Origin of the sequence: Agaribacterium haliotis (genome assembly GCF_002312815.1) — a bacterium.
Taxonomy (GTDB): domain Bacteria; phylum Pseudomonadota; class Gammaproteobacteria; order Pseudomonadales; family Cellvibrionaceae; genus Agaribacterium; species Agaribacterium haliotis.
Window position 1 is genome coordinate 309,815 of sequence record NZ_NKQJ01000001.1, and the last position, 21,293, is coordinate 331,107.

A 21,293-nucleotide genomic window follows, 5' to 3' on the forward strand; every position below is an offset into this window, starting at 1 on the left:
ACATCATACAAATACGAATATCACACATACAAAATTAGAGAGAACTGTGTCTCGTGGATACTGCAGTAAATCGCATCCAAACAACGTCGAAACAACGTCGAAACAACGCTCAAAACGGGCAAACTTCGCGGGCAACAAGGTGCAAGTCGTTCGTATAAACAGCCTGGGGAGCGCTTCTGACAGCGAAAGTCTGGAGGGATACGTAGCGATGTGAATACACCGCTGGGCGGGCAATGTGTTTTGATGTTTAGTACTCAGCAGCCACTAACAAACACACAACAGCAAGGCGCTAGCTAAACTGCGTGCGCTGCAAAGCTCAGCAAGCGCACAAATGGCACAACAAGTAAACGCGGGAATAGCGCGGCTATATTTTGCGCTTAGTGGCTATTTACATTTGGCGTGCTAAAGGTGAGTTCGTACAATTGAACATCGTCTAGCTGCACCTCACCGCCTTGAGGTTGATTGCTAAGGTACAGCTCAATCTCCGTTGTATGCCGGGCTGTGGTGAACTGCAGACTTTTTTCATGCCAGCGATTGTAAAAATAGCGCACATCAAATTTACCGTCGCCGCCGCTAACCTTTAGGCCCCTGGCTCGTACACCAAAGTAGCTGTTAAACCACTTGTCACGCATATTGGTATCGACACTGTTGGCCGAGGCAAGCAACAAATAACTGGTATTTGGTTTTACCGCGACTGTGCGAGTTAAGGTTGCCGGTTTTTTTAGCACCACAGCTTTACCGCCATCGCGATCAATTAAACTAGCCGGGCCAGACCAGTACTTTAAACCTTGTTCAAAATCACCGTTTTCCAACAGGTTGCTTCGCACTGGGCACTTGCCGCCAGACTTACCGTCTTTGCGCTGATAGACACGCGCATAATCAACAATAAAATCAATACCCTGCTCACCGTTAAAGTGCTCAGCCTTTAGCTTGTTCGGATTGACTTCCCAGTCAAAACTTTCCATATCAATCCACGGGCGCTGAGGGTTATTGGCGACCCAGGCGTCGCCGAGGTCACTGCGGTTTTTACACTGGATCATGGCCCCGTCTATATAAATCGCAACGTAATTTTTATCCCACTCAAAACCGTAGGTATGAAAATCGTCGGCAACATTAAAATCAAAGATGTGATCATTTTCCCAAATGCGCTTACCGTAGCTTTTTGAACCTTTACGCCAATCGTGGAAACTGGTGTGAAAGCGTTTTGCAGACCAGCGATTGTTTGGGTTCCAACCATAACTTTCAAAGGCGTCGGTTTCACCGCCTTTGCCCGTTGTCCAATACGAACTGGAAATTGGCCCCGGAGCCGCCTTTGAGCGCATCTCCATATAGCCGTAGTGAAAGAAGTTTTTTCCCAGCAGCGCAGCGGCCGTAAGCGGCACATCGCCGTACTGCCAGGCACCGACCGAATTGCCTCCACCATTGCCACTGGCGAATTTAAATTGTGTATCCCAGCGCGCAGTCATATACAAAAAGCCATCTTTGACTCGCACATTGGCCGGGTCATACTGACTTGGTGCACGCCCCTTCCACTGACCGTTCCACTGGCCGTTCTCGCCTTGATTAAACCAGACATTGCGATCAAAACTGTCGCCATTAAATTCGTCGCTGACAGCTTCATTAATAACCCAGCCTGCGCTATTTTCAGGGTCAGAAAGCGGTGGCGGCGCATCGTACGCTCGCACGGACACACTCAAAAATACAAAAAACAACAGGGGCAAATAAGAAAGCACCTTCACGTTAACTCCCCCCTTTATTTGTTGTTAGCTTAACTTGGGGCGCATCATTGCAGTGTTTGGCACGATACAGTTTTGGGAAGGTTTTTTGCCAATCGGGTAAACCTTTTGTTTTCCAGGCGCTCTCCCAGCCGTAAGACGGACTATCAAACCACTGCGGCTCGCTATGCAAACACGTCCAGTCATACAGAGCTTGAACAAGTTGCCTGTCTTGCTTGGCGGCTTGCTTAGCAGCGTTTTTACGGTTTGATTCACTGCTGTCGTGCTTAAGATCGTAATAAAACCATTGGCCGTTGCCACTGCTGTACCACTTCTGGTTATTGAGCACCACAGCGCTTTGATTTAAACCGCGATCGGGCTGGTGCATCATAAAAAACAAAGGTCGATCGGCGCGGGCGTTAGTGCCAGCGCGAATATGTGGCAGTACATCGACACCGTCAAGGCGCTTGCCCGCGGGAATCTCAGCCTCAGCCAGGGCGGCAAATGTCGGATAAAAATCCAGCGACGAAATAGCGTGCCCATAGTGGCCGTTGTGCAAAGCTCCATCGGGCCAGTGCCAGAACATCGGCACACGAATACCGCCTTCATAAAGCGATGTTTTACCCGCCCTTAATGGTTTATTGCTGGCACTGGCTTGATTGGTTCGGCCGCCATTGTCACTTAAAAAGACAATCAAGGTATTTTCATAAGCGCCCGTTGCTTTAAGTTTTTCAACCAGGCGCTTAACACCTCTGTCTACCGCGTAAACCATAGCGGTATAGGTCAAGCGCTTACCTTGGGCAGCTCGGTCACCGAGAATATTTTGAAGCGCAAGCTCATCTTCTGCTTTCGCTTCTTCTGGCGTATGCGGCGCGTTGTAACTCATATACAAAAAGAACGGCGCTTTATTTTTACTTTCTCTATCAATAAATGCCAAACCGGCGTCGGTTAACATATCGGTAATATAAAGATTGTCGTCGTAACCGCTCTCGGACGCGTAGTTCTCGTTCTCCATCAACGGGATTTTATAATCCCAGATCTGCTTATTTTCCGGGTCGTAGTTCGCCTGGCGAATAAAGTCCTTGCTGTGATATACATGGCCACCGCCGAGCATGCCGTAAAAATAGTCAAAACCGCGCACATTGGGGCGATACTGCGGCTGCTCACCGAGGTGCCACTTGCCAATCAGCCCCGTGCGATAACCCGCATCTTGCAGCACCTTGCTGAAAAATATTTCGTCCGTGCTGATACCGTGCTCGCTGTAAGCGGCAAGATTAAATTGCGAACCAAATTCGTGCTGATAACGCCCTGTCATCAAACCCGCGCGACTTGGGCCACAATAGGGATGGCTGACATAGGCCTGAGAAAACACCGTGCCCTGCTTCGCCAGTTCATCGATGCTGGGCGTATGGATATCAGACTCGGCTTCAGGCATAAACCCAACATCGGCATAACCTAAATCATCCAGCAAAATTAAAACGATATTCGGTCTTTCTCGCGCGCTATCCGCTGGCGTACTTTTCTGATCAGTGGCAGCTAGCGAGTTTTGGGTGTCAACACAAACAGCAGCCACAAACAAAACACATGTCAGCACCCATAAACTTGATTTTTTCACTGTAAATACCTCTATGCTTAGCCGGCAGTTAAATCAAACGGCATATGATATTTTTCGCCGATGGCCTCATCAGCCTTGGACTCAGAGACATAGACAACCCAGACATAGCCACCGGCGGGAATCTTCTCGGCCAGCTTGGTAATTGGCAGGCTCCACTCACCCGGCTTTGTTAACGGATAGACGATGGTGGTTACCGCTTGGTTGCTCTGTTTGTCAAAGAGCTTGATATGTAAATCACGGGGCTGAGTGATCGAATAGTTCACGTGCAGGGTATTCTCTTCATTGCCAACTTCTTTGGGCCAACGCACACGGTCGACCTTATCCGTATCGGAAAACACAACCTGCTCTTGGTACACATCCGAATCGACCACAGTAAATACACTGTTCATTTCATTGCCGACACGCGCGTTCCAGTTTTTTCCTCGCGGCGTCATATAGGCACCAACGCGATATTGCCCCGGTTTTAAACCTTCGGTATCGAGCTCAACATGATAGGTGCCACTTTTCTTTATTCGCAGGCGCCTTTCACTGATATTTTTCCAGGTATCAAAATAGCGAACAAGAATGTAGATATCTCGCGCTTTTTTAATATCAACATCAAAATCGACACGCAACTTTTCTTTGCCGCCAATATATTCAACCGCCGAAAACGTATTGATTTGATCAACCTTTTTTTCACTAGCATGTACAACAGCAACGAAAAAGAATACGCTTACAAGCAGAGCTTTAAAGCAGGTAAAAGAGAGTTTTTTTATTTTCATCGTTATAACCTCGGCTTAGTATCCCTCGCTGGGAAATTGTTATTTACAGGCCTCCAGCGCCTGAAAGTAACTCTTAACAAACGCACGCGCATTTATACGCAGCTGCTGATCATCCAAATCAGGGCGATATAGCGAAGCGCCGAGGCCAAAACCATCGGCGCCCAACTGTAAGTAGGGTTTCATACTGTCAACACTTGGGTTAATACCACCAACGGGTATGCACAATGTGCCTGCCGGCAATACCGACCTCAGCGCCTTAAAACCGTCGAGGCCGACTTGTGAAATCGGAAACAACTTAAGGCCACTCGCACCAGCGGCCAGGGCAGTGAACGCCTCGCTCGGCGTAACCACACCGGGTAAACAAACGCAGCCAGCCGCTGTCGCTGCGCGTATCACACCTTCATTTAAGTTTGGTGTCACCACTAAGCGCGCACCGGTAGCAATAACCGCTTCAGCTTGCGCCAAAGTGGTAACGGTGCCAGCACCGACCAGACGCGACTGACCAAAGTGTTCAACTAAAAGGCGAATCGAGCGCAAGGCCTCCGGGCTATTTAACGGTACTTCGATCATCGTAAAGCCTTCATCAATTAGAATCGAAGCACATCTGACGACGTCATTGGGCGTCACTGCACGCAAAATGGCAATCAGTGGAAGTTGTTGTTTGATATCAAAGTCAGCCATTTTGTTTTTCCTGAATCAATTGAGCCATACCAGCAAGAAAACAGTCGTTGCCACTTATCGTCGTGCTGTGAATTCCTAAGTGGCTACAGGCAAGTTCGTAGCGATTACACAAACTTGCGCCGCCGACAAGGTAATAATGCGCTGCAACAGCCTGTTTTAATTCGTTGCCTATTAATACGCCGCTTAAATAATCAGCTGCGTTTAGCTCATCTAAATGATTAAACAAACGCTGCGTCCAAGTGCGAAATAGGGTATTGCTGAGCGCTGAGCTTGCGAACCCATCATCCACCCCACGCAAAAATGCGCCGTTGTGCTTACCCAATTCATCTAAGTGCAAATCCTTGCCAAGCAACATATTTTCACTGACAACGGCAAACATCTCGCCGCTTAAGTAGCTGGCAAACGACTGTATTTTATTGTCCACCACATGCACATGCTTGTTGTGTGTGCCCGGAAACATCGCGTTAAACTCGCTTTTCCCAACTAAATTTGCCAAGCCAAAAATCTGTATTTCTTCACCGCGCATCACGTCGAATACAGCGCTTTGCACCTCGCAGCTGACGCCCGGTACGATGGTTGCTTTTGCCCCCCAAGGCAAAATAAATTCACAGGCGCCACGGGCAAGATCCGCGAGCGATGCCGCGGTGGGAACATACGCAACATTGACCCAACCTTTGGCTGAACCGACCATGCCCGCCATAAAAACCGGTATTGATTGATAATCTGGTAAAAAGTCACTGAGCACATTTTCAAGCGCGTGGGCAAAAGCGCCCTGCTCAACTTGTAACAAGCCCAAGGGGCGCTCGATTACCCCGAGAACATTTGCATCGCTATCTAGCTGAAAGGCACGAAAATTGGTCGTGCCCCAATCCACAATTAAACTGTTTACTGCGGCGTCTTGCATAAACTTGTCTCAAAAAAAAGCGCTGGACCGCCATCACGGAACCAGCGCTGCTATCTACGAATAAGAAAAGAGGGAGAGCTTAAACCTATTCGTTAATTAAAACCGATACACGCTTGAGCGTCAGATACTCTTCAAGGCTGTAGTGAGAGCAGTCTTTGCCCACCCCGCTTTGTTTTAAGCCACCGTGCGGCAGGTGCACGGCGTAGTGAACTTCATTGATGCAGACACTACCGGCCTGTATTTGTTCTGCCGCTTGCATCGCTCGTTGCAACTGGCTGGTATAGACATAGGCGGCCAAACCGTAGACGTTGTCGTTGGCCAGAGCAATAACATCGTCACTGTCGCTGAATTTAATCACCGGCAATACCGGGCCAAAAATTTCATCACAGGCAATAGGCATATCCAGGCTGACATCTTTCAGTATTGTCGGCTGTAGCCACGAGCCTGCGGATTTTTCCGCGGGTATTTGCCCACCGGTTACCAGGGCAGCGCCGGCATCCAATGAAGCTTGAATATTGCTAACAATAGTGTCGCGCGCGCGGTCATTAATTAGCGGCCCCATCTTGCGGCCTTCACCGCTTCCAGCCTGCAATACAATACCTTCGGCACGCGCTTTAGCCTGCTCCAGAAATTTATCGTAAATACGCTCGTGCACAAAACAGCGATTCGGCGAAACACAAACCTGCCCGCTGTTGGCAAATTTCAAATCGACAATATCGTTGACGGCTTTTTCCAAATCAGCATCGTCGTAGACAACAACCGGAGCATTGCCACCGAGCTCTAACGAGAAACGCTTGACACTGCTACACGCAGTTTTCATCGCCGCAACACCTGAGCGGGTCGAGCCAATCATAGTAAACATGGCGGTGCTTTTGCTGGTTAACAGCGGGTCGGTAATGTCGTAGCGATCACCGGTAATAACATTTATCACGCCTGCGGGAATACCTGCCTCAAGCGCAAGTTCTGCGCACAGCAAACTTGCAAGCGGCGTTTCCGCCGACGGTTTGACTATGGCCGCACAACCCGATGCCAGTGATGGGCCAAGCTTGTAACCCAAATTTAACAGCGGGAAATTCCACGCCAGATACCCGACCACCACTCCGAGTGGCTGGCGCCGAATATAGTGTAAAAAGCGGCCATCAGGGTCGCTAATAGTCGGCTGATCCGTACGCGCTGCTTCTTCGACAAAAAACTTAAGGCAGGTAATTAACATGCCAAAGTCGTAATCGGCATTGTCGTAGGGTTTGCCTGTTTCACTGATCAAAACAGCAATAATATCTTCGCGCTTTGCTTGTAGCAGCTCTGCCCAGCGCAAAATAAGCTCGCTGCGCTCAGCCAGTGATGTCGCCGACCACTGCGCAAAACCTTTATCTGCCGCAGCAATCACTTGCTTTATTTGAGCACTGTTAATTTGCGGCACCCGAGCGATCAATTCACCGTTTGCGGGGTTAAAAACATCGATGCTATTGTTGGCATTGTCGGTACTGTCGCCTGAACTATCGGTACTGTCACCTGAACTATCGGCACTGTCACCTGAACTGACCAAGCCATCAGCCAAACCAACGAGCTTGCCATCGATCAACATACGGTAGTTGTGCTTCATGCTTTGTTTTCCGTTTTGCTAACTAAATAGTGTTTCATTGCTTCGCTATCAATACTCACACCGAGCCCCGGCGCTGTCGGTACGCTGGCCTGCCCCTGTTTAACGTCGATCACTTGTTCATAAATATCATCGCGCAGCGGGTTTTCCGTGCGATCGTATTCGAGCAGTAAACGTTTCTCTTCATAGCGGCCTGGCTCGGGATAGGCACTTGCCAAAAAGTGTGTTGCCGCTGCCAAGTTTAATTGCGTCCCCCAAACATGGGCGACACAATTTAAGCCATTTGCCGAAGCCAGGGCGCGAATTTTTAGCGCCTCGCTCGGCCCGCCGCAGTACGCCATGTCCGGCTGCAAGATCTGCACACCTCCGGCGGCTATCAATTTTTGATAACCAAAACGTGTTTGCTCACACTCCCCGGTTGCAATGGCAAGATCAAGCTTGTCGCTTAACTGGCGAAACATATGGCTGTGTTCTGGGCTTAGCGGCTCTTCAAACCAGCGGTAGTTCAGCTCGTCTAACACGCGCCCAATACGCACAGCTTCAGGTAGGTCAAAGGCGTGATTTGAATCGGCCATCAACTCGGTGTTGGGCAGAGCATCGCGCAAAGCGCGGGCAAACTTTTCGTCGAACTCAAGGTTTTTGCCAACCTTGATTTTCATCGCCTCAAAGCCTTGCTGCGCATAGGTAAGGCCCTCTTCAATCAGCGCCGGCAATAACTTGTCTTCGGGTAGATCGAGGTAATACATACCCGTCGCGTAACAGCTGACCTTGTCTCGCTGACGACCGCCCATCAACTCGCTGACACTCTGGCCAAGCAATTTGCCTTTTAAGTCCCAAAGCGCCATATCGATGCCGCTCATGGCCGCCATCATCACCCCTGCGCGAGCAAAATCGAGTGACGAGCGCCACATATGTTGCCAAATCGCATCGGTGGCCACCGGATTCATGCCGACAATACGCGAGGCGTAGAACTTCTCAACACAGCCCTGAATAACATCGGCCGGGCCATAACACTCACCCCAACCGCTGACGCCGTCGCTGACAACCTCTACCACCAACACGTTGCGCTGGCCGTAATACCACTGAGAAAAACCAAAGGGCGCTTTGAGCTCACAGCGCAAATGGTAGGTGCGTATGCAATCAATTTTCATTATTACTATTTCTTATCTGTCTTTGATCTACGGGGCAAACAGGCAGTACCCAAATCCTATACACCCATTTGTTGCCGTCGAGGCCACATAGCAGCATCGACACCCTACCCCCGCCACTGCAATTCAGCAGATGAATGAATATATATAAACATAATATGTTTAAAACATCAATAAAAACACTTTGTTAGTGCAAATACAGACAGGCCAGCGAGTCACCTGGTTTACGCCGTTATATATCTCAACTCAGCAAACACTACATTTAGAATGAAAACAAAGGTATGATGTTTATATCAAATAATAATTAGGCAACAAAAATGAAAGCACTCAAACCCTCGCTGTTGTTGGCGGCCTTTTGCTCGACAGTGTGCGCCCAAATAAGTCAGGCCGAGCCGGGCTCGGCCTCATCACAAAATATGCAGCCAGCCAGCCTGTTTGCAACGCTGCCAGACAGCTGCCCAACGCCCGACGCCTTTGCCTTAGCCCCGGACGGCAGCATAAGCCTCAGCTGCGTTAATTACGCCGGGGGTAAACCGGGCGTACTGCTTAGCTTAAGCGCCAGCGGCGAGGTCTCTGAAATCGGCGCCATTCCGGGCGTACAAGCTCGCCCTATGGGCCTGGCCTACGGCAGCGACGGCAGCTTGTACGTCGCCAACAATGCCGGCCCGGGCAAAGGCAGCTTGCTCAAACTCACACTTCGCGACAACAAGGTTGAAAAAGTTGAAACCGTAGCCGAGGGCATGAGCTCACCCAACGGCTTGCGCTACCGCCAAGGCAAGCTGTATTTGACTCAGCTACAGCTGCCCAAAGCCAATAGTAAAAGCATGAGCAGTGCCGTATATGTCTTTGATGAAAACGATAGAAATATCAATGTTGCCAGTGATTTAAGTTCAACAAAGCTGCTGTTTTCAACTCAGACCCAAAACCCTGAGCGCCAATACGGCATTGATGGTTTGGTTTTTGACAGCGCAGGCAATCTGTATGTCGGCGACTTTGGCGACGCCACAATTTACAAGCTGCAGCTTGAAAACGGCGCTTTAGCATCACACGAAGTATTTGCTCAGCTAGACCCGAGCACCGGCATCGACGGTATCAGTATCGACAGTCAGAATAATTTATATGTCGCCGGCTTTTTAAAAAACCAGATCTTTAAAGTTTCCCAAGACGGCCAAGCTACGCTGATCGCCGAGTACGCAGACAATAACGGCAGCAAGGGTGAAATTGACCAACCGGCTGACCTGATTGTCTGGAACAACAAGCTGCTTGTTTCCAATTTTGACCTAATGAAAGGCAAAGGTATTGTAAACAGCGGTCACAGCAAACCCTATACCATTAGTGTTATCGAGCTATAAGGCTCGTTTGTGCAGAGATTTTTTATGAAAACAAAACTTAGCTCAAAGGCGCTATTTGCGCTGATCCCAGCTGCCCTGCTCGCCTGTAGCGAAGCAAATATCCAGCCAGCCCAAGCCAGTAATGCCGGCGAACAACGCGCGCAAAATCTAGATACAGACGAGCACAGTCAAAAAATAAAGCCACACAATAGCTACGAGGCAAAAGCCAGGGAAAAGATTACTGAGCTCAAAACCCTGATGCAAAAAGCTTCGACCGAACAGCTCGACATCACCCGTGAGCAAAGCACGCTTTGGTTTGCCGAAGAGTTCCTAAAATTCGCCAATTGGGACGAAGCCAACCGAGATGCAGTGGCCTATATGTTTGCCCAATACGCACCATATAAAGAACAAAAAGATCAGCTCGCCAAAGAGCTGCCAGATTTTGAACGCCAAAAAGTAATTGAAATTCTCGACGCCAGTATTGCTGATTTACAGGCTGTTTTAAATGGTGCTATCAAGCGCCGGCCCGTGCCCAAAGTTGACTGGCAAAATATTGAAGTCGGCGACAACATGCTGCTAAGCGCTGGTAAACCTATTTTTCTCTATGATTATTTTTCAAAATCGGTCGGCCGCCCGCTCAGCGATAGCCAAGTTTACAACGACCACTTAGGCGCTATTTTTCACGGTGGTGAAAATCTCTACCCCGTTGACCACGACCGGGCTATCAACTCATTTTTATTAAATGAAGATGGCAGCTTTAATGAAGAACTTATGCAAGAAGTAACCAACATTGACAACAGCAATGTCGGCTTTTTGATCTACTGGAATATGGGCATCCCCGAGTGGGCTGAAAAACAGGAGCCTGACATTCGCAAAGGCCGATCGTTGTTTACCGGCTACGATATCGATAACCCTCTGGCACGCGACATTTGGGGAAAAATCGCCAGTCACACCGGCGAGCTCACCCGCGGCAAAAAAGTGACTCAGCTGGGTTATATTTTATCAAACGAGCCCCACTGGTTCTCAGAAAAAGGCCACTGGAGCCAGCAGTTCCAGGAAATGAATAACATCAGCACCTATACCCTGGATGGTTTTCGCCAGTGGTTAAACACTAAATATCAGGGTGATATAAACGAGCTAAATAAAAACTGGAACAGCGCGTTTACAAGCTTTAACGACGTCAACTACAGCATTCCAAACGACCCGGCCACACGCGGCCAGCCCAGCTGGTACGACTGGTCGCGCTACAATATGGATAGAGTGGTAGCGTGGTTTAGCTACCTTCAAGGCGAATTGCGCAAAGGCAACCCCGAGGCCGACACCAGCATTAAAATCATGCCGGATATGTTTACCGAAAATGCTCGCTCTCACGGCATCGATACCGAAGCTTTAACAGAGCTGACCTCAATGATCGGCAACGACGCAAAAAGTAGAGAAAGCACTCGCTTGAACTTTAACCGGGCCGAAGAGTGGGAGCAGCACTACAGCTGGTTTTGGGAAGAGCTCAGCTTTAGCTACGACTTTATGGAATCCGTTGCGCCCGAGAAAATCCACGTCAATTCCGAGTCTCACTTTTTATCCGCCTCGTGGTGGCGCAAACTCGATACCTCGGTCGACTATGTACACAGCGTCTACTGGTTGGCCACACTACAGGGCATGGACGCCAACATGGCCTGGTTCTGGGCGCGTGACCCCGATGGCTCACCAGAAGATCGCCTAGAAGGCGAGCTCGACTTTTTTGACCCGGCACTGGCGGGCTCATTTGCAGGTTCGGTAAACCAGCAACCTCATATCGCCAACGCCTATACCCAGGTGATGTATGACCTCAATAGTTTCTCAGAAGAGATTATCGAGCTGCGAAAACAGCGCCGCCCTATCCGCCTGTTTTATTCAGAAACTTCGGCAATCAATAAAGCTGAGCATATGAGCCAGCAGTGGAAACTGTACGAAAGTCTTTTCTTTGACGGCTTTCCCGTCGGTTTTGCCACTAAAAACATCCTGCAAAAACAAGATGTAAGTAACTGGGACCTTGTTGTGGTGCACCGGCACGAGTACGTGACTGAAGAAGAGCTTGCAGCCTTACAAAATTACCTAGATGCAGGTGGTACCATCATTTTGGATCGTTCAAGCAGCCTCAGCATGAACGAATACGGCCAAAAACATCCAAGCCCCTTGCAGCAAAGCGCTCTGAGCAAAAAGAATCAAGGCAAGTTAATGGTACTGGACAGCCACGAGGTCCAGGCGCTGCGCAAAGCCGCGCTGAACGAGGTCAAAGCGAGCTTACCTGCACTAACACTCAATGAAGACAACGGCAGCGCGCACCCCGGTACAACCTGGCGAGTTGTTGAGCAAAGCGACGGCTCTTACTTAGTCAGCGCACTTAATATCGGTAAACATACCGCAACACTTAGTGTCGAGGTCGACGGTGCACAGTCGTTAACAATAACCGACCTGTTTACTGAAAATCCCCTGCCATCAAGCTTTGAGCTCAAAGCCAAAGGCGTCGCGTTGTTTACAGTAAAAGCACAATAAAGGCTGGCAACAATAAAAAGCCGGCGCCGATATTCAGTGCAGAATATCGGCGCCGGCTTTTTTCTGCGCGCTTGTTAATAACTAGTTTTATAGCTATTTTTTCTTCTTTCCCTTGGCGCGATTGTCACAGGGCCTGTTGACACTGGCTTAGTTTCGCTCGTAAACCCTCACCCAGTCGACTTCCATCACTGTTGGAAAACCCTCTTGCGTTGCTTCACTCGGCACGGGGCAGCGATCAAAACCCTGATAAACCCCAGCGCAATTGTAGCTAACGTGAGGTCGACGCAAGCCGAGCGAAAGCGTAACGCGCATAGGTAAATACCAGTAGATATTGGCTTTTTCGGCCACCTTTACGCCATCGAGATACCAGCTAATGACATCTTCACCCACTTCAACACCGTAGATATGAAAATCATCGCGCGGGTCGAAGTCTGCGTGAACGGTATTTTTAGTGAGTTCAGGGTGTGTGCCTGGGCGCTTCCATAGACTCTGATTATTCTCCAGCACCCGGGTGTGCAAATTCATGTCGATGACTTCCGGGCCGTGCCATTGGTTCAGATCAAAATCCCATTCACTCTGCTGCAACTCAACCACGTCAACCTCGGCGTAGTTCGGCTCACCATCTGCATCCGGTAACAGGCCTTCAGCAGCTACATCGGCGTGAAGACTGTAAAGCCAAAATGCGGGGCTGTTGCCGGGAAACGTCGCTGTGCCTTTAATCCTAGCTTCGTAGTACCCGTAGGTTTGGTAACTGCGCGAACGCAATATGCCACTTTTATAAAATAGCTCAACATCTTTTAGCGAACCGTCACCGGCCCAGGTATGGCGTGCAGTGTTGTGTTCTTCATAACGCATTTGGATTTTCAGCACGTTGTTTTCCTGCCAAACATTATCCGGCTCCCACGACCACGGCCCCCAATCAGCAATATTGTGATTCCACTTTCCGGTATCAATCACATCGTCATTAAATTCATCTGAGCGCGCCTCAACATAAAACCAAGCATCTTTATTTACGCCCTGCATTGTTGGAAAAAAACCGTCACTGCCATCGGGTGCCGGGCTTTCAACGGGCACTTGCGATGGTGCCGGCGAAGCTGTGGGGCTGGGTACTGGCGCCGGAGTATAAGATGGCGCAGCAGAGGGTAAGGCACTCGGCTCAACACTTGGCTCAGCGCTCGGCTGGGCTTCGGGCTCAGCAGACGGGCTAACAACGGGTGCGGGGCTGGGCGAAAGCTCGTTAGATGAATTGTCGCCGCCACAGGCGACAAGAGCCAAAGCCAATGCACCCAAACTAAATGTATTTACAGCATTCATATTTTATTCTCACGCTTAAGAGGTATCGACATATACCGACACCGGGATAAATACTTGCCGAGAGCAACTCGGTAAGGGCCTAAAATAAAACAGGCCCCTAAAGGGGCCTGAATCAAAACAACTTATCGAAATAAAATTTATTTCAGCTCGTAAAAACGAATGTTGTCGAGGTAATAAGCCGCTGTGCCATTCCAGTCGAGCTGACTGATTCGAACGATCGCAGGATTTGCTTCCCAGTCGTAATTATCACTGGCTTCCTCATCCACACTGAATACAAATGAACCCGGCACCGTAGACCAGCTGCCGTTGCCAAGACCAGAACCTTCGATAATGGCGTTTTTAGCTCGGCCAGCGCCAATACTTGTTGAACCGTCACCGCTTACGATAAGCGGACCAAAGGCACTTGCGGCACAATCACCTGCACCGGGGCACTGGTAATCAAAAACAATTCGATACTCTTTGCCCGCCTTAATTGATCCTGCTGGCAAGCTGTATTCGATGCTGACCGTCGACGCGTCATTCTTGCCATTGGTATCAAAATACAAACCAAAACTTCCGCCTCTGGCCGCTTCTTCTCGCGCTTCAACAACGGCACTGCTGCTGTCATCCTGGCCGGTTACCACCCAACCATCTAAATCACCGTTTTCAAAATAGCTGGCAATCAGCGGGTTGCTGCTGTCATCTTCAACTAAACGCACGTTGTCGATGGCGGCGTCTTTCACGCCAATTAAACGAAGGCTAATATCATCGGCGCCATTGACCGCAGCCGGAGCGGTGAAAAACATCGGGATCTTAAACCAGTCGTTTTGAGCTCCCCTATTGGGATACCACATATCCGCCGCAATCGGGGCACCGGCCTGGCGCAGCTGAGCCTGCCACCACTGCCACACGGTGCCACCGGCAGGTACTTTGCCTTCAAAACTCAGGTAGTACGCCTGCCCTTCAACTAAGGAATCTGTAGGCAGTACAAGCTCAACGTAGTTGCGCGCAGCGCCGACATTGACACCGTACAAACCGTCGGAAACAAACGCGTCGGCATCGGAAATACTCGCGCCACTTGGCTCCGCAGCCCAATCGCCAGCGTTAAGCGCGCCGCTCTCAAAGCTTGGGTCAGCCAGCGCGACTTCTGAATTAGGTGTTGGGCTTGGGCTCGGGCTCGGGCTCGGGCTCGGGCTCGGGCTCGGGCTCGGGCTTGGGCTCGGGCTCGGGCTTGGGCTCGGGCTCGGGCTTGGGCTTGGGCTCGGGCTTGGGCTTGGGCTCGGGCTTGGGCTCGGGCTTGGGCTCGGGCTTGGGCTCGGGCTCGGGCTTGGGCTTGGGCTTGGGCTTGGGCTTGGGCTTGGGCTTGGGCTTGGGCTTGGGCTTGGGCTTGGGCTTGGGCTCGGGCTTGGGCTCGGGCTGGCTTCCGGAGAAGGGCTCGGGCTGAGTTCAACTGAAGGTGAAGGCGTCGCCGAAGCTTCGCTGTTGTCGTCACCACCACAGGCAACCAGAGCGGTAACAGCGCTACACAGCAGAGCTCGCTTCAGCCACGCGGGGAATACTTGAGTTTGATGATTGTGCGTCACGGATTATTTCTCTTATTTTTAATGAAATGGTTTTGGCCGCCGGTTGCAAATACCGTTCTCGCCCGCCTGAAAAATAGGCAGCGTTATTTGTATCAAAAAACAAAGATCAATACCAGCACAAACATAATATGTTTATTCTTTATTAAGAAAGTATCGAACGCAGCAGCGGCTAGTGACAAAGAGCCGTTAACAACAAAAAGTTTGAGGGCACAAAAAAGCCAACCTAACGGTTGGCTTTTAGTAAAAAATTTAAAAATCTAACTAAGCGTGCAGAAATTTAATTTGTTATCACCAGCGAGTAGTCATCAAAGGTAATGCTATCGCCAACCTCAACACCTTCGATCTCAAATTCCGGCATGACCGAAGAACGGGCGTCAGCGTTGCGAAGCTCACCCGTAGCATCGTCAATACCATCCCATTCAGTTGGGACTTCCCAAAGTACAGCCCCACTTACCGGGTGAGCAAATTCAACGTACTGCCACTGGTTGTGATTTTCTAGCTGAGCCTCGTAGCTCATATTTACGGGGTCATTTCGTCGTCCCCAACCACCCCAGCTTGAAGCACCGCTAAACCACCAGGAAAACAGATTGTGCTTTAAGGTAATCGGACCACTTGCACTGGTATTAAGTTTTACCCAGACACCCGTTTTTATAAGTTTGCCATGGGCGCTTGGCTGGCCGAGGAAAAAGCCGTGCAAGTTGTTGTCGTTTACGTGGCCCCAATCTACTTTGCGAATACCAACACCACCTTCATAACCGCCTTCGATTGTATCTGGGTCGCCACTTGGCAGTGCCGTAACATTTACCACAATGGCGCTGTCACCCTGCAAGCCAGCCCCTGCTACCAGGGCATTACTATTGAAGTTTCCACCGCCGAGGTTGCCCCAGTTCGCAGTGCCGAAGGTGTGATCAAAAGTAAAATCAGGCTGCTCTTCCCAGTTGCTGAAAATATTCGTATCCCAGCACGCAGTATTTTCGACCACACTAACGGCGACAAGCGGCTTATTGATTTTATCTGCATCAGAATTACCCAAATCACCGGACTCGTACGCAGCGATAATATCTACATCCATATCACTGGCAATATTTCCTGCAGCACTTTGCTCGCCGCCATGAATTGTTAGTACCGCCGTTTCGCCAAAACCAACCGGCACGGCTTGAGTGACGTTTGGATCGACCACTGCTTCGTCCCCAGTCGTCCAGGTGTAGGTATAGGTGCCGGTGAGGCTGTCGCCGGGTTTGGGTTCGGGTACAAGATCTAACGCACCGGCCGTACATGCAGCAATTTCTTTTTCAAGATTTTTCGGATCATCACCGGCATTGGTAATACGCAACACCATGTTGTTGTTGACGGGAACCACAAAATCATTGCTAAGCCCGGTATCAAGATGGGTCACACGAATACTGGCGTCCCCTTCGGCGACACCGCTAACTAAACCGGAATCATCAACTGTGGCAATGGCGGGCGTCAGAGATTGGTAACTTAAAGCTGTGCCGTCGCAGGCGTAATTAGGTGTGCGAGTAACTTCCAGCTGACCTGTGCCGCCAACCACCACATCGAGAGGCTGAGCCTCCAGGCCCGTGGTAACGTCCGGCTTTGCCGTTAAGGTTAAGGTAATTTCGTGCTCACCGGGATAGACAGGGCGCGTACCGGTTGGCGAGTCTTCATCTTCGACCAGGGTCGGGGGATAACCATTATCAACAACATAGCTAATGGTATAAACAATCTGACTCGGATTATCGGCAATGCCATCGCCCATGGGGTTGCCATCATCATCAGTTGGCAAGTCGTCGGTATCGTCACACTCTCGCAAACGATCCCCCAGCCAGAGAGTCGTCGTATCGGACTCTTCATCGTAATAGCTTGTGGAAAAATCAATAATCAAATTTTGACCATCGACAGAAAAAGGGGTGCGGCGCTGAAACTCCGGAGGCGATACGCCCGTTTCCGGACCGCCGTCTTCACCTTCAAAAGTAAAGCCGGTAATGGATACCGCACCGTCATATGCAGACAGGGCCTGCCCATTAACGGTCATACCGGCAAAAAGATCGATGGAGTAGGTGTTGTCCTCTCCGGCATCCGCTTCATTTACGCTGTATTCTGTCGGCGCGGCACTGGTGGTGATTTTTGCATCGGTGTTTATTCCAGGGTCATAACCTTCGCCGGGGCCACCGCAGGCAACCAATGAAGTCGCCCCAAGTAATAGTATGCTTTTTGTTAGTAAGTTCATTTTCATCTTACTTCTCCAATTATTATCGCCACCCAAAAAGTTTTGAGTGGCTTTTCATTTATTAACGCAAGGTAATCAAGGCTTAGAAGTTCGCACGAATGCCGACACGGAACTGGCGACCGGTCTTCCAGTTTGAAACCGTGCGTTCATCGTGGGTATCGCCGTAAAAACCCCAATCCTCTGAAACAAAGTGCGGTGTTACACCATCTTCTTCAACACCCATACGGCTCTGATTCAGGGTATAGAAAGTGCGATGTGTTTCATCGAGCACGTTCAATGCATTAAAGGACACGGAGAGGAAGTCGTTGATGTGATAACTTGCGCTGAAATCCATACGGTTGGTCGCATCTTTCCAGATTGCACCACCAACAGTACGCTCAGTCATTTGCACACCGGTGTAACGGTTGGCCAGGCGCAACTCAACTTTTTCGTTCTCCCAGAATAAGGTTAGGTTGGCCGAGTGTTGTGGTGTCCACGGGTTGGGCAGCGGATCTTCGACTCGCCCATCAGAGGTTTCAACTGGGTCGTTCGTTGAATATTGATAGGTGTAGTTAGCTTGCACACCGGTATTGGCCAACATACCCGGCAAGAAATCGTAGATCTGAGTATAACCAAGCTCTAAACCTTCAATTTTACCTTCACTGCCATTTACAGTTTCGGTTACGACAAGGTCGCGACAGTTAAAGCTCCAGCCATCGTTGTCGGCGCTGAAGTTCCCGACACTGCGCTGAGCGGCACAATCACTTGTTAACGGGCTGCGCGAAGTATCGTAATCCATCAGCACGTTAAGGTCCGCAGGATAATAATCACCGCGAATATTTTCGTAGTGATAATAAGACTGCACCTGCAGCGGCATATTTTTTAAGCCTTTGTAAAAGAAACCGGCCGAGAGCATATTGGCATCGCCAAAATACCACTCGTACGACAGGTCAAAGTTATCCGAGGTCAGCGGTTTCAACTCGGTATTGCCTTTTTCGCCGGCGTCTTGTGGGTCCCATACGTTTTCAATAATTTGTAAGCGCGGGTTTAACCAATCAGCTGGCGCACGTGTCATGGTTCGGGAAACGGCGCCGCGCAAAATCATGTCGTCGTTTATTTGGAAGTTTAGGGTCATGCTCGGCAACAAAATATTTTGTGTTGCGCGGTCGCTAACCGGCGCTTCACGTGTCTGAGCGACAGGGTCATTGCCCAAGGGCCCGGTAAACGATGTCGTGTGATCAACGTAACCGTAGATTAAACCGCTGGTATTAAAGTGGCGGAACGCTTCCGAATTCGTATTTGTTGTCGGCAAGGATCCCGGGTTGTTCACCCACGCATCGTAGTTCCACTGGGTGGGATCGTAGATGGTCGGAGTCAAACCATCATTTTGTACAACCACTGGTGTACCACTGCTGTAGTCAACGTGCAGCAGGCGGTTCACGTCATAAATATTCTCGCCGGTATTTGGGTTCACAAAACGCCAGCTTCCGTCGGGGTTCACCGGGAAGGTTCCGGTATTACCAGCAACATAGGCGTGGGTTAAGCGCCAGTCAAAACAGTTGTTAAAATCGGCCTTATTTGCCGGGTCAAATAAGAAATAAGCCGTACCATCTTCATTGGTATCTGTAGGCTCAACCGAATTGCCGTTGTCGTCTACGTATTCCCAGCCGCGACCGTCGGCGGGAACTGGGCACGGGGCAAGATCGGTATTCGCCAGCTGGCGATCTTGAAACAGATCAATCGCATCATAGAGCCAGTTTGGACGGGTAAAACGCGCAGAACCATAACCATCAGCTTCGGTTTCATCGCGTACATAACGCAAACCGACGTTGGCCGTTAGGCGCCCATCCAGAAATTCAAAGTTGGCTTTCACATAAGCCGCAGCAGTGTCTGTGGCGATCTCTCGTGAGCCTGCATCAACCGCAGCGCGACCGATGGAATTTGGATCCTGGCCACTCAACAAGGTAAGTGCTTTATCGATATCCGCCGTTGGCCAACCGCCAAACCATGGCTGACTGCGATCAACATCAAGGCCTTCGGCAAAGTCATCAAACGGGAATGCCTCATCCGTTTGGAACTGATCGAGGCGAATATTCTGCATACCGTTTGTGGAGTACGAGGTGTTCGGGTCATCTCGAGAAATAAGTACGGTACCGGTGGTCAGTGTTTCGTTCTGCGTTTGAACTTCTTTTTCTCGCGTGCCGTACTTTGCACCAAATTCAATGGTGGTTATCGAGAACGCATCAAAATCCCAGTCAAAATCCAGGTTCAATGAGGTATTGGTATCGGTCTGAGTATTGGTTCGCCAAGTCACATTACCAATATGGCTCGAGCGGGTATCGTAGGGATTAAAAATTGTATTTACATCTGTCACCAAACCAAAAACCGGGTCGTAACTGGCATAGGACTCGCCAGTTTGGTAACTACATTTGCCAGTACTACAGTCAAAACCAATCGGTTCTATTTGACTTGAGTCACTCGGTAGGTCTCCGGGGCGTATCGTTCCCCACGTTGCAGTATTGACGCCGCGTCCATCGAGTAGTTCGTCGGTAGTTTGCGAATAACCTGCGCGAAACTTCATCGCCAGGCTATCGGTTAATTGTTGGTCCAAACGCAAAGACGCCACATTTGTCGTCAGTTCACGTTCGCTTTCAAAAGTATTGGTATTGCCTTGCGCGGCGCGACCAAAACGGCGAGCCATTGTTTGATTTTCTACATCAACGCTCGTCCACTCAGTAATCCAGTTAGTGCCGTCAGAACTGTTAATATCGTCTGATTGCGGGGTATCGCCGCTATAACCTAGGAAAAACGATAGATAATCGTTGTCGACCGTTTGTTTGGTATGGGTTAAATCAAGCTGAATATCGGTGCTATCAGTGGGCTGAAATTGCAAGCCTAAATTACCGGTAACACGCTCGCGGTCGGTAATGCTTGTAGATAGGTTTGTCGACTGCATCGCCGCAACAGAAAATGGCGCCTGAACCAGGGTTTCGGTCTCAGGGTTATAGCCGTCTGGCGCAGTACCATCGTAGTCGGCAACACGAATAACCCTTCCCTCCAGGTCGCGGGCGGTAAACACCGACGCACTTTGGGCTTCAAGCGGATCGGCAATACGATAAGAGCCCTCTTCCCAGTTGTTTTCAATGCGATCTTCCCGAGTCGAGTTTTTATCCGCCGTTAGCGTAAAAACCACGCCAAAGCTGTCGTCAAAAAATTTATCGCCGTAAGAGCCAGAGATGCGGTAGTCGTTGGAGCCTCGAAATTCATTGTGGCGGCCCTCTGCGGTTAAAATACGGCGGCGCTCTGCCAACGCTAAAGGCTGCAGCGTATTGAGTTCAATATTCGCGCCTAAAGAACCTTCATTCTGGTCTGCTGCAGCTGTTTTGATTACATTAATTGACGATAAAATATCGGCGGAGAACGAACTTAAATCAACACTGTTATTGGAGGTTGCGTCATCGCCCGGGCCGGCTAAGCCCCCGGTCAATTCAACACCGTTCATCGAAATAACGTTTTGGCTTGGGCTTGCACCGCGAACAGTGATACGAGCCCCTTCGCCTGACTCTTCAGTAACACTAACGCCAGTGATGCGCGACAGAGCATCGGCGATATTCTGGTCGGTAGATTTACCCACATCTTCTGCAAAGATTGAATCGCTGACCGTATCGGCCAAACGCTTTGAATCAACTGCGCGTTCAACAGATTGGCGAAAACCGGTAACAATTAGCTCTTCAGCTAATAGATTCTCGTCATTTTCCGTCGCCGCTTCCTCCTGCGCATAAATAGGCGCACTGACAAAAGCGCCCATAACCGCGGCGGAAAGCGCGTGTAATTTAAAGTTGCGTCTCATGTGGTTTCTCCACTATTGCTATTGTTTTTAGGCTTTCGGTAAAACCGAACCCGTCCACCAGATTATTAAAT

The 21,293-nt window shown here is 49.9% G+C and carries 14 protein-coding genes; 3 read left to right on the plus strand and 11 right to left on the minus strand.

The window, feature by feature from the left end; genetic code table 11:
• Window positions 1-377: 377 nt before the first annotated feature.
• The 7 genes from CFK45_RS01445 to CFK45_RS01475 form a co-directional block, all read right to left on the minus strand.
• On the minus strand, window positions 378-1,739 hold the full coding sequence (locus tag CFK45_RS01445) for a family 16 glycosylhydrolase (protein WP_096084615.1): 1,362 nt from the start codon (window positions 1,737-1,739) through the stop codon (window positions 378-380).
• Between the two features lies 1 nt (window position 1,740).
• The gene (locus tag CFK45_RS01450; RefSeq protein WP_349677392.1) at window positions 1,741-3,330 is read right to left on the minus strand and encodes a sulfatase-like hydrolase/transferase; all 1,590 of its coding nucleotides are present in this window, start codon (window positions 3,328-3,330) and stop codon (window positions 1,741-1,743) included.
• 17 nt (window positions 3,331-3,347) lie between these two features.
• On the minus strand, window positions 3,348-4,091 hold the full coding sequence (locus CFK45_RS01455; protein ID WP_096084617.1) for a hypothetical protein: 744 nt from the start codon (window positions 4,089-4,091) through the stop codon (window positions 3,348-3,350).
• A 39-nt stretch (window positions 4,092-4,130) separates the two neighbouring features.
• Window positions 4,131-4,772: a 2-dehydro-3-deoxy-6-phosphogalactonate aldolase gene (locus tag CFK45_RS01460; protein ID WP_096084618.1), complete on the minus strand. Its 642-nt coding sequence runs from the start codon at window positions 4,770-4,772 to the stop codon at window positions 4,131-4,133.
• Window positions 4,765-5,676, minus strand: coding sequence for a 2-dehydro-3-deoxygalactonokinase (locus tag CFK45_RS01465; RefSeq protein ID WP_096084619.1), 912 nt, complete (start codon window positions 5,674-5,676; stop codon window positions 4,765-4,767). Before CFK45_RS01465 ends, CFK45_RS01460 begins: the two co-directional genes overlap by 8 nt.
• A gap of 85 nt (window positions 5,677-5,761) precedes the next feature.
• Window positions 5,762-7,279, minus strand: a complete 1,518-nt coding sequence (locus CFK45_RS01470; protein ID WP_239923498.1) for an aldehyde dehydrogenase family protein — start codon at window positions 7,277-7,279, stop codon at window positions 5,762-5,764.
• Window positions 7,276-8,427 carry a mandelate racemase/muconate lactonizing enzyme family protein gene (locus tag CFK45_RS01475; RefSeq protein WP_096084620.1) on the minus strand — a complete coding sequence of 384 codons (1,152 nt, stop codon included), beginning with the start codon at window positions 8,425-8,427 and terminating at the stop codon, window positions 7,276-7,278. The genes CFK45_RS01470 and CFK45_RS01475 overlap by 4 nt, the downstream gene beginning before the upstream one ends.
• A 314-nt stretch (window positions 8,428-8,741) precedes the next feature.
• Between CFK45_RS01475 and CFK45_RS01480 the strand changes: the two genes are divergently transcribed.
• Window positions 8,742-9,776 carry an SMP-30/gluconolactonase/LRE family protein gene (locus tag CFK45_RS01480; RefSeq protein ID WP_096084621.1) on the plus strand — a complete coding sequence of 345 codons (1,035 nt, stop codon included), beginning with the start codon at window positions 8,742-8,744 and terminating at the stop codon, window positions 9,774-9,776.
• A 24-nt stretch (window positions 9,777-9,800) separates the two neighbouring features.
• Entirely contained in the window at window positions 9,801-12,287 is a 2,487-nt protein-coding gene (locus CFK45_RS01485; RefSeq protein WP_096084622.1) for a glycoside hydrolase family 42, read from the plus strand.
• A gap of 147 nt (window positions 12,288-12,434) precedes the next feature.
• Here the strand turns inward: CFK45_RS01485 and CFK45_RS01490 are convergent, their stop codons facing one another.
• Window positions 12,435-13,601, minus strand: coding sequence for a family 16 glycosylhydrolase (locus CFK45_RS01490; protein WP_096084623.1), 1,167 nt, complete (start codon window positions 13,599-13,601; stop codon window positions 12,435-12,437).
• A 137-nt stretch (window positions 13,602-13,738) separates the two neighbouring features.
• Complete coding sequence (locus CFK45_RS18540) at window positions 13,739-15,163, minus strand: hypothetical protein (protein ID WP_192870727.1); 1,425 nt, start codon at window positions 15,161-15,163, stop codon at window positions 13,739-13,741.
• On the opposite strand from CFK45_RS18540, the gene CFK45_RS01505 reads away from it, so the two are divergent.
• The gene (locus tag CFK45_RS01505; protein WP_143247446.1) at window positions 15,140-15,424 is read left to right on the plus strand and encodes a hypothetical protein; all 285 of its coding nucleotides are present in this window, start codon (window positions 15,140-15,142) and stop codon (window positions 15,422-15,424) included. The two genes, CFK45_RS18540 and CFK45_RS01505, sit on opposite strands and share 24 nt — an antisense overlap.
• A gap of 16 nt (window positions 15,425-15,440) precedes the next feature.
• Here the strand turns inward: CFK45_RS01505 and CFK45_RS01510 are convergent, their stop codons facing one another.
• On the minus strand, window positions 15,441-17,399 hold the full coding sequence (locus tag CFK45_RS01510; RefSeq protein WP_096084626.1) for an Ig-like domain-containing protein: 1,959 nt from the start codon (window positions 17,397-17,399) through the stop codon (window positions 15,441-15,443).
• 76 nt (window positions 17,400-17,475) lie between these two features.
• Complete coding sequence (locus CFK45_RS01515; protein WP_096084627.1) at window positions 17,476-21,222, minus strand: TonB-dependent receptor plug domain-containing protein; 3,747 nt, start codon at window positions 21,220-21,222, stop codon at window positions 17,476-17,478.
• Window positions 21,223-21,293: the final 71 nt, after the last annotated feature.

Excerpts from the sequence above, each read along its gene's own strand:
- CFK45_RS01455 (WP_096084617.1), bottom strand. The coding sequence starts at position 4,091 with ATGAAAATAAAAAAACTCTCTTTTACCTGCTTTAAAGCTCTGCTTGTA.
- CFK45_RS01460 (WP_096084618.1), bottom strand. The coding sequence starts at position 4,772 with ATGGCTGACTTTGATATCAAACAACAACTTCCACTGATTGCCATTTTG.
- CFK45_RS01465 (WP_096084619.1), bottom strand. The coding sequence starts at position 5,676 with ATGCAAGACGCCGCAGTAAACAGTTTAATTGTGGATTGGGGCACGACC.
- CFK45_RS01470 (WP_239923498.1), bottom strand. The coding sequence starts at position 7,279 with ATGAAGCACAACTACCGTATGTTGATCGATGGCAAGCTCGTTGGTTTG.
- CFK45_RS01475 (WP_096084620.1), bottom strand. The coding sequence starts at position 8,427 with ATGAAAATTGATTGCATACGCACCTACCATTTGCGCTGTGAGCTCAAA.
- CFK45_RS01480 (WP_096084621.1), top strand. The coding sequence starts at position 8,742 with ATGAAAGCACTCAAACCCTCGCTGTTGTTGGCGGCCTTTTGCTCGACA.
- CFK45_RS01485 (WP_096084622.1), top strand. The coding sequence starts at position 9,801 with ATGAAAACAAAACTTAGCTCAAAGGCGCTATTTGCGCTGATCCCAGCT.
- CFK45_RS01490 (WP_096084623.1), bottom strand. The coding sequence starts at position 13,601 with ATGAATGCTGTAAATACATTTAGTTTGGGTGCATTGGCTTTGGCTCTT.
- CFK45_RS01510 (WP_096084626.1), bottom strand. The coding sequence starts at position 17,399 with ATGAAAATGAACTTACTAACAAAAAGCATACTATTACTTGGGGCGACT.
- CFK45_RS01515 (WP_096084627.1), bottom strand. The coding sequence starts at position 21,222 with ATGAGACGCAACTTTAAATTACACGCGCTTTCCGCCGCGGTTATGGGC.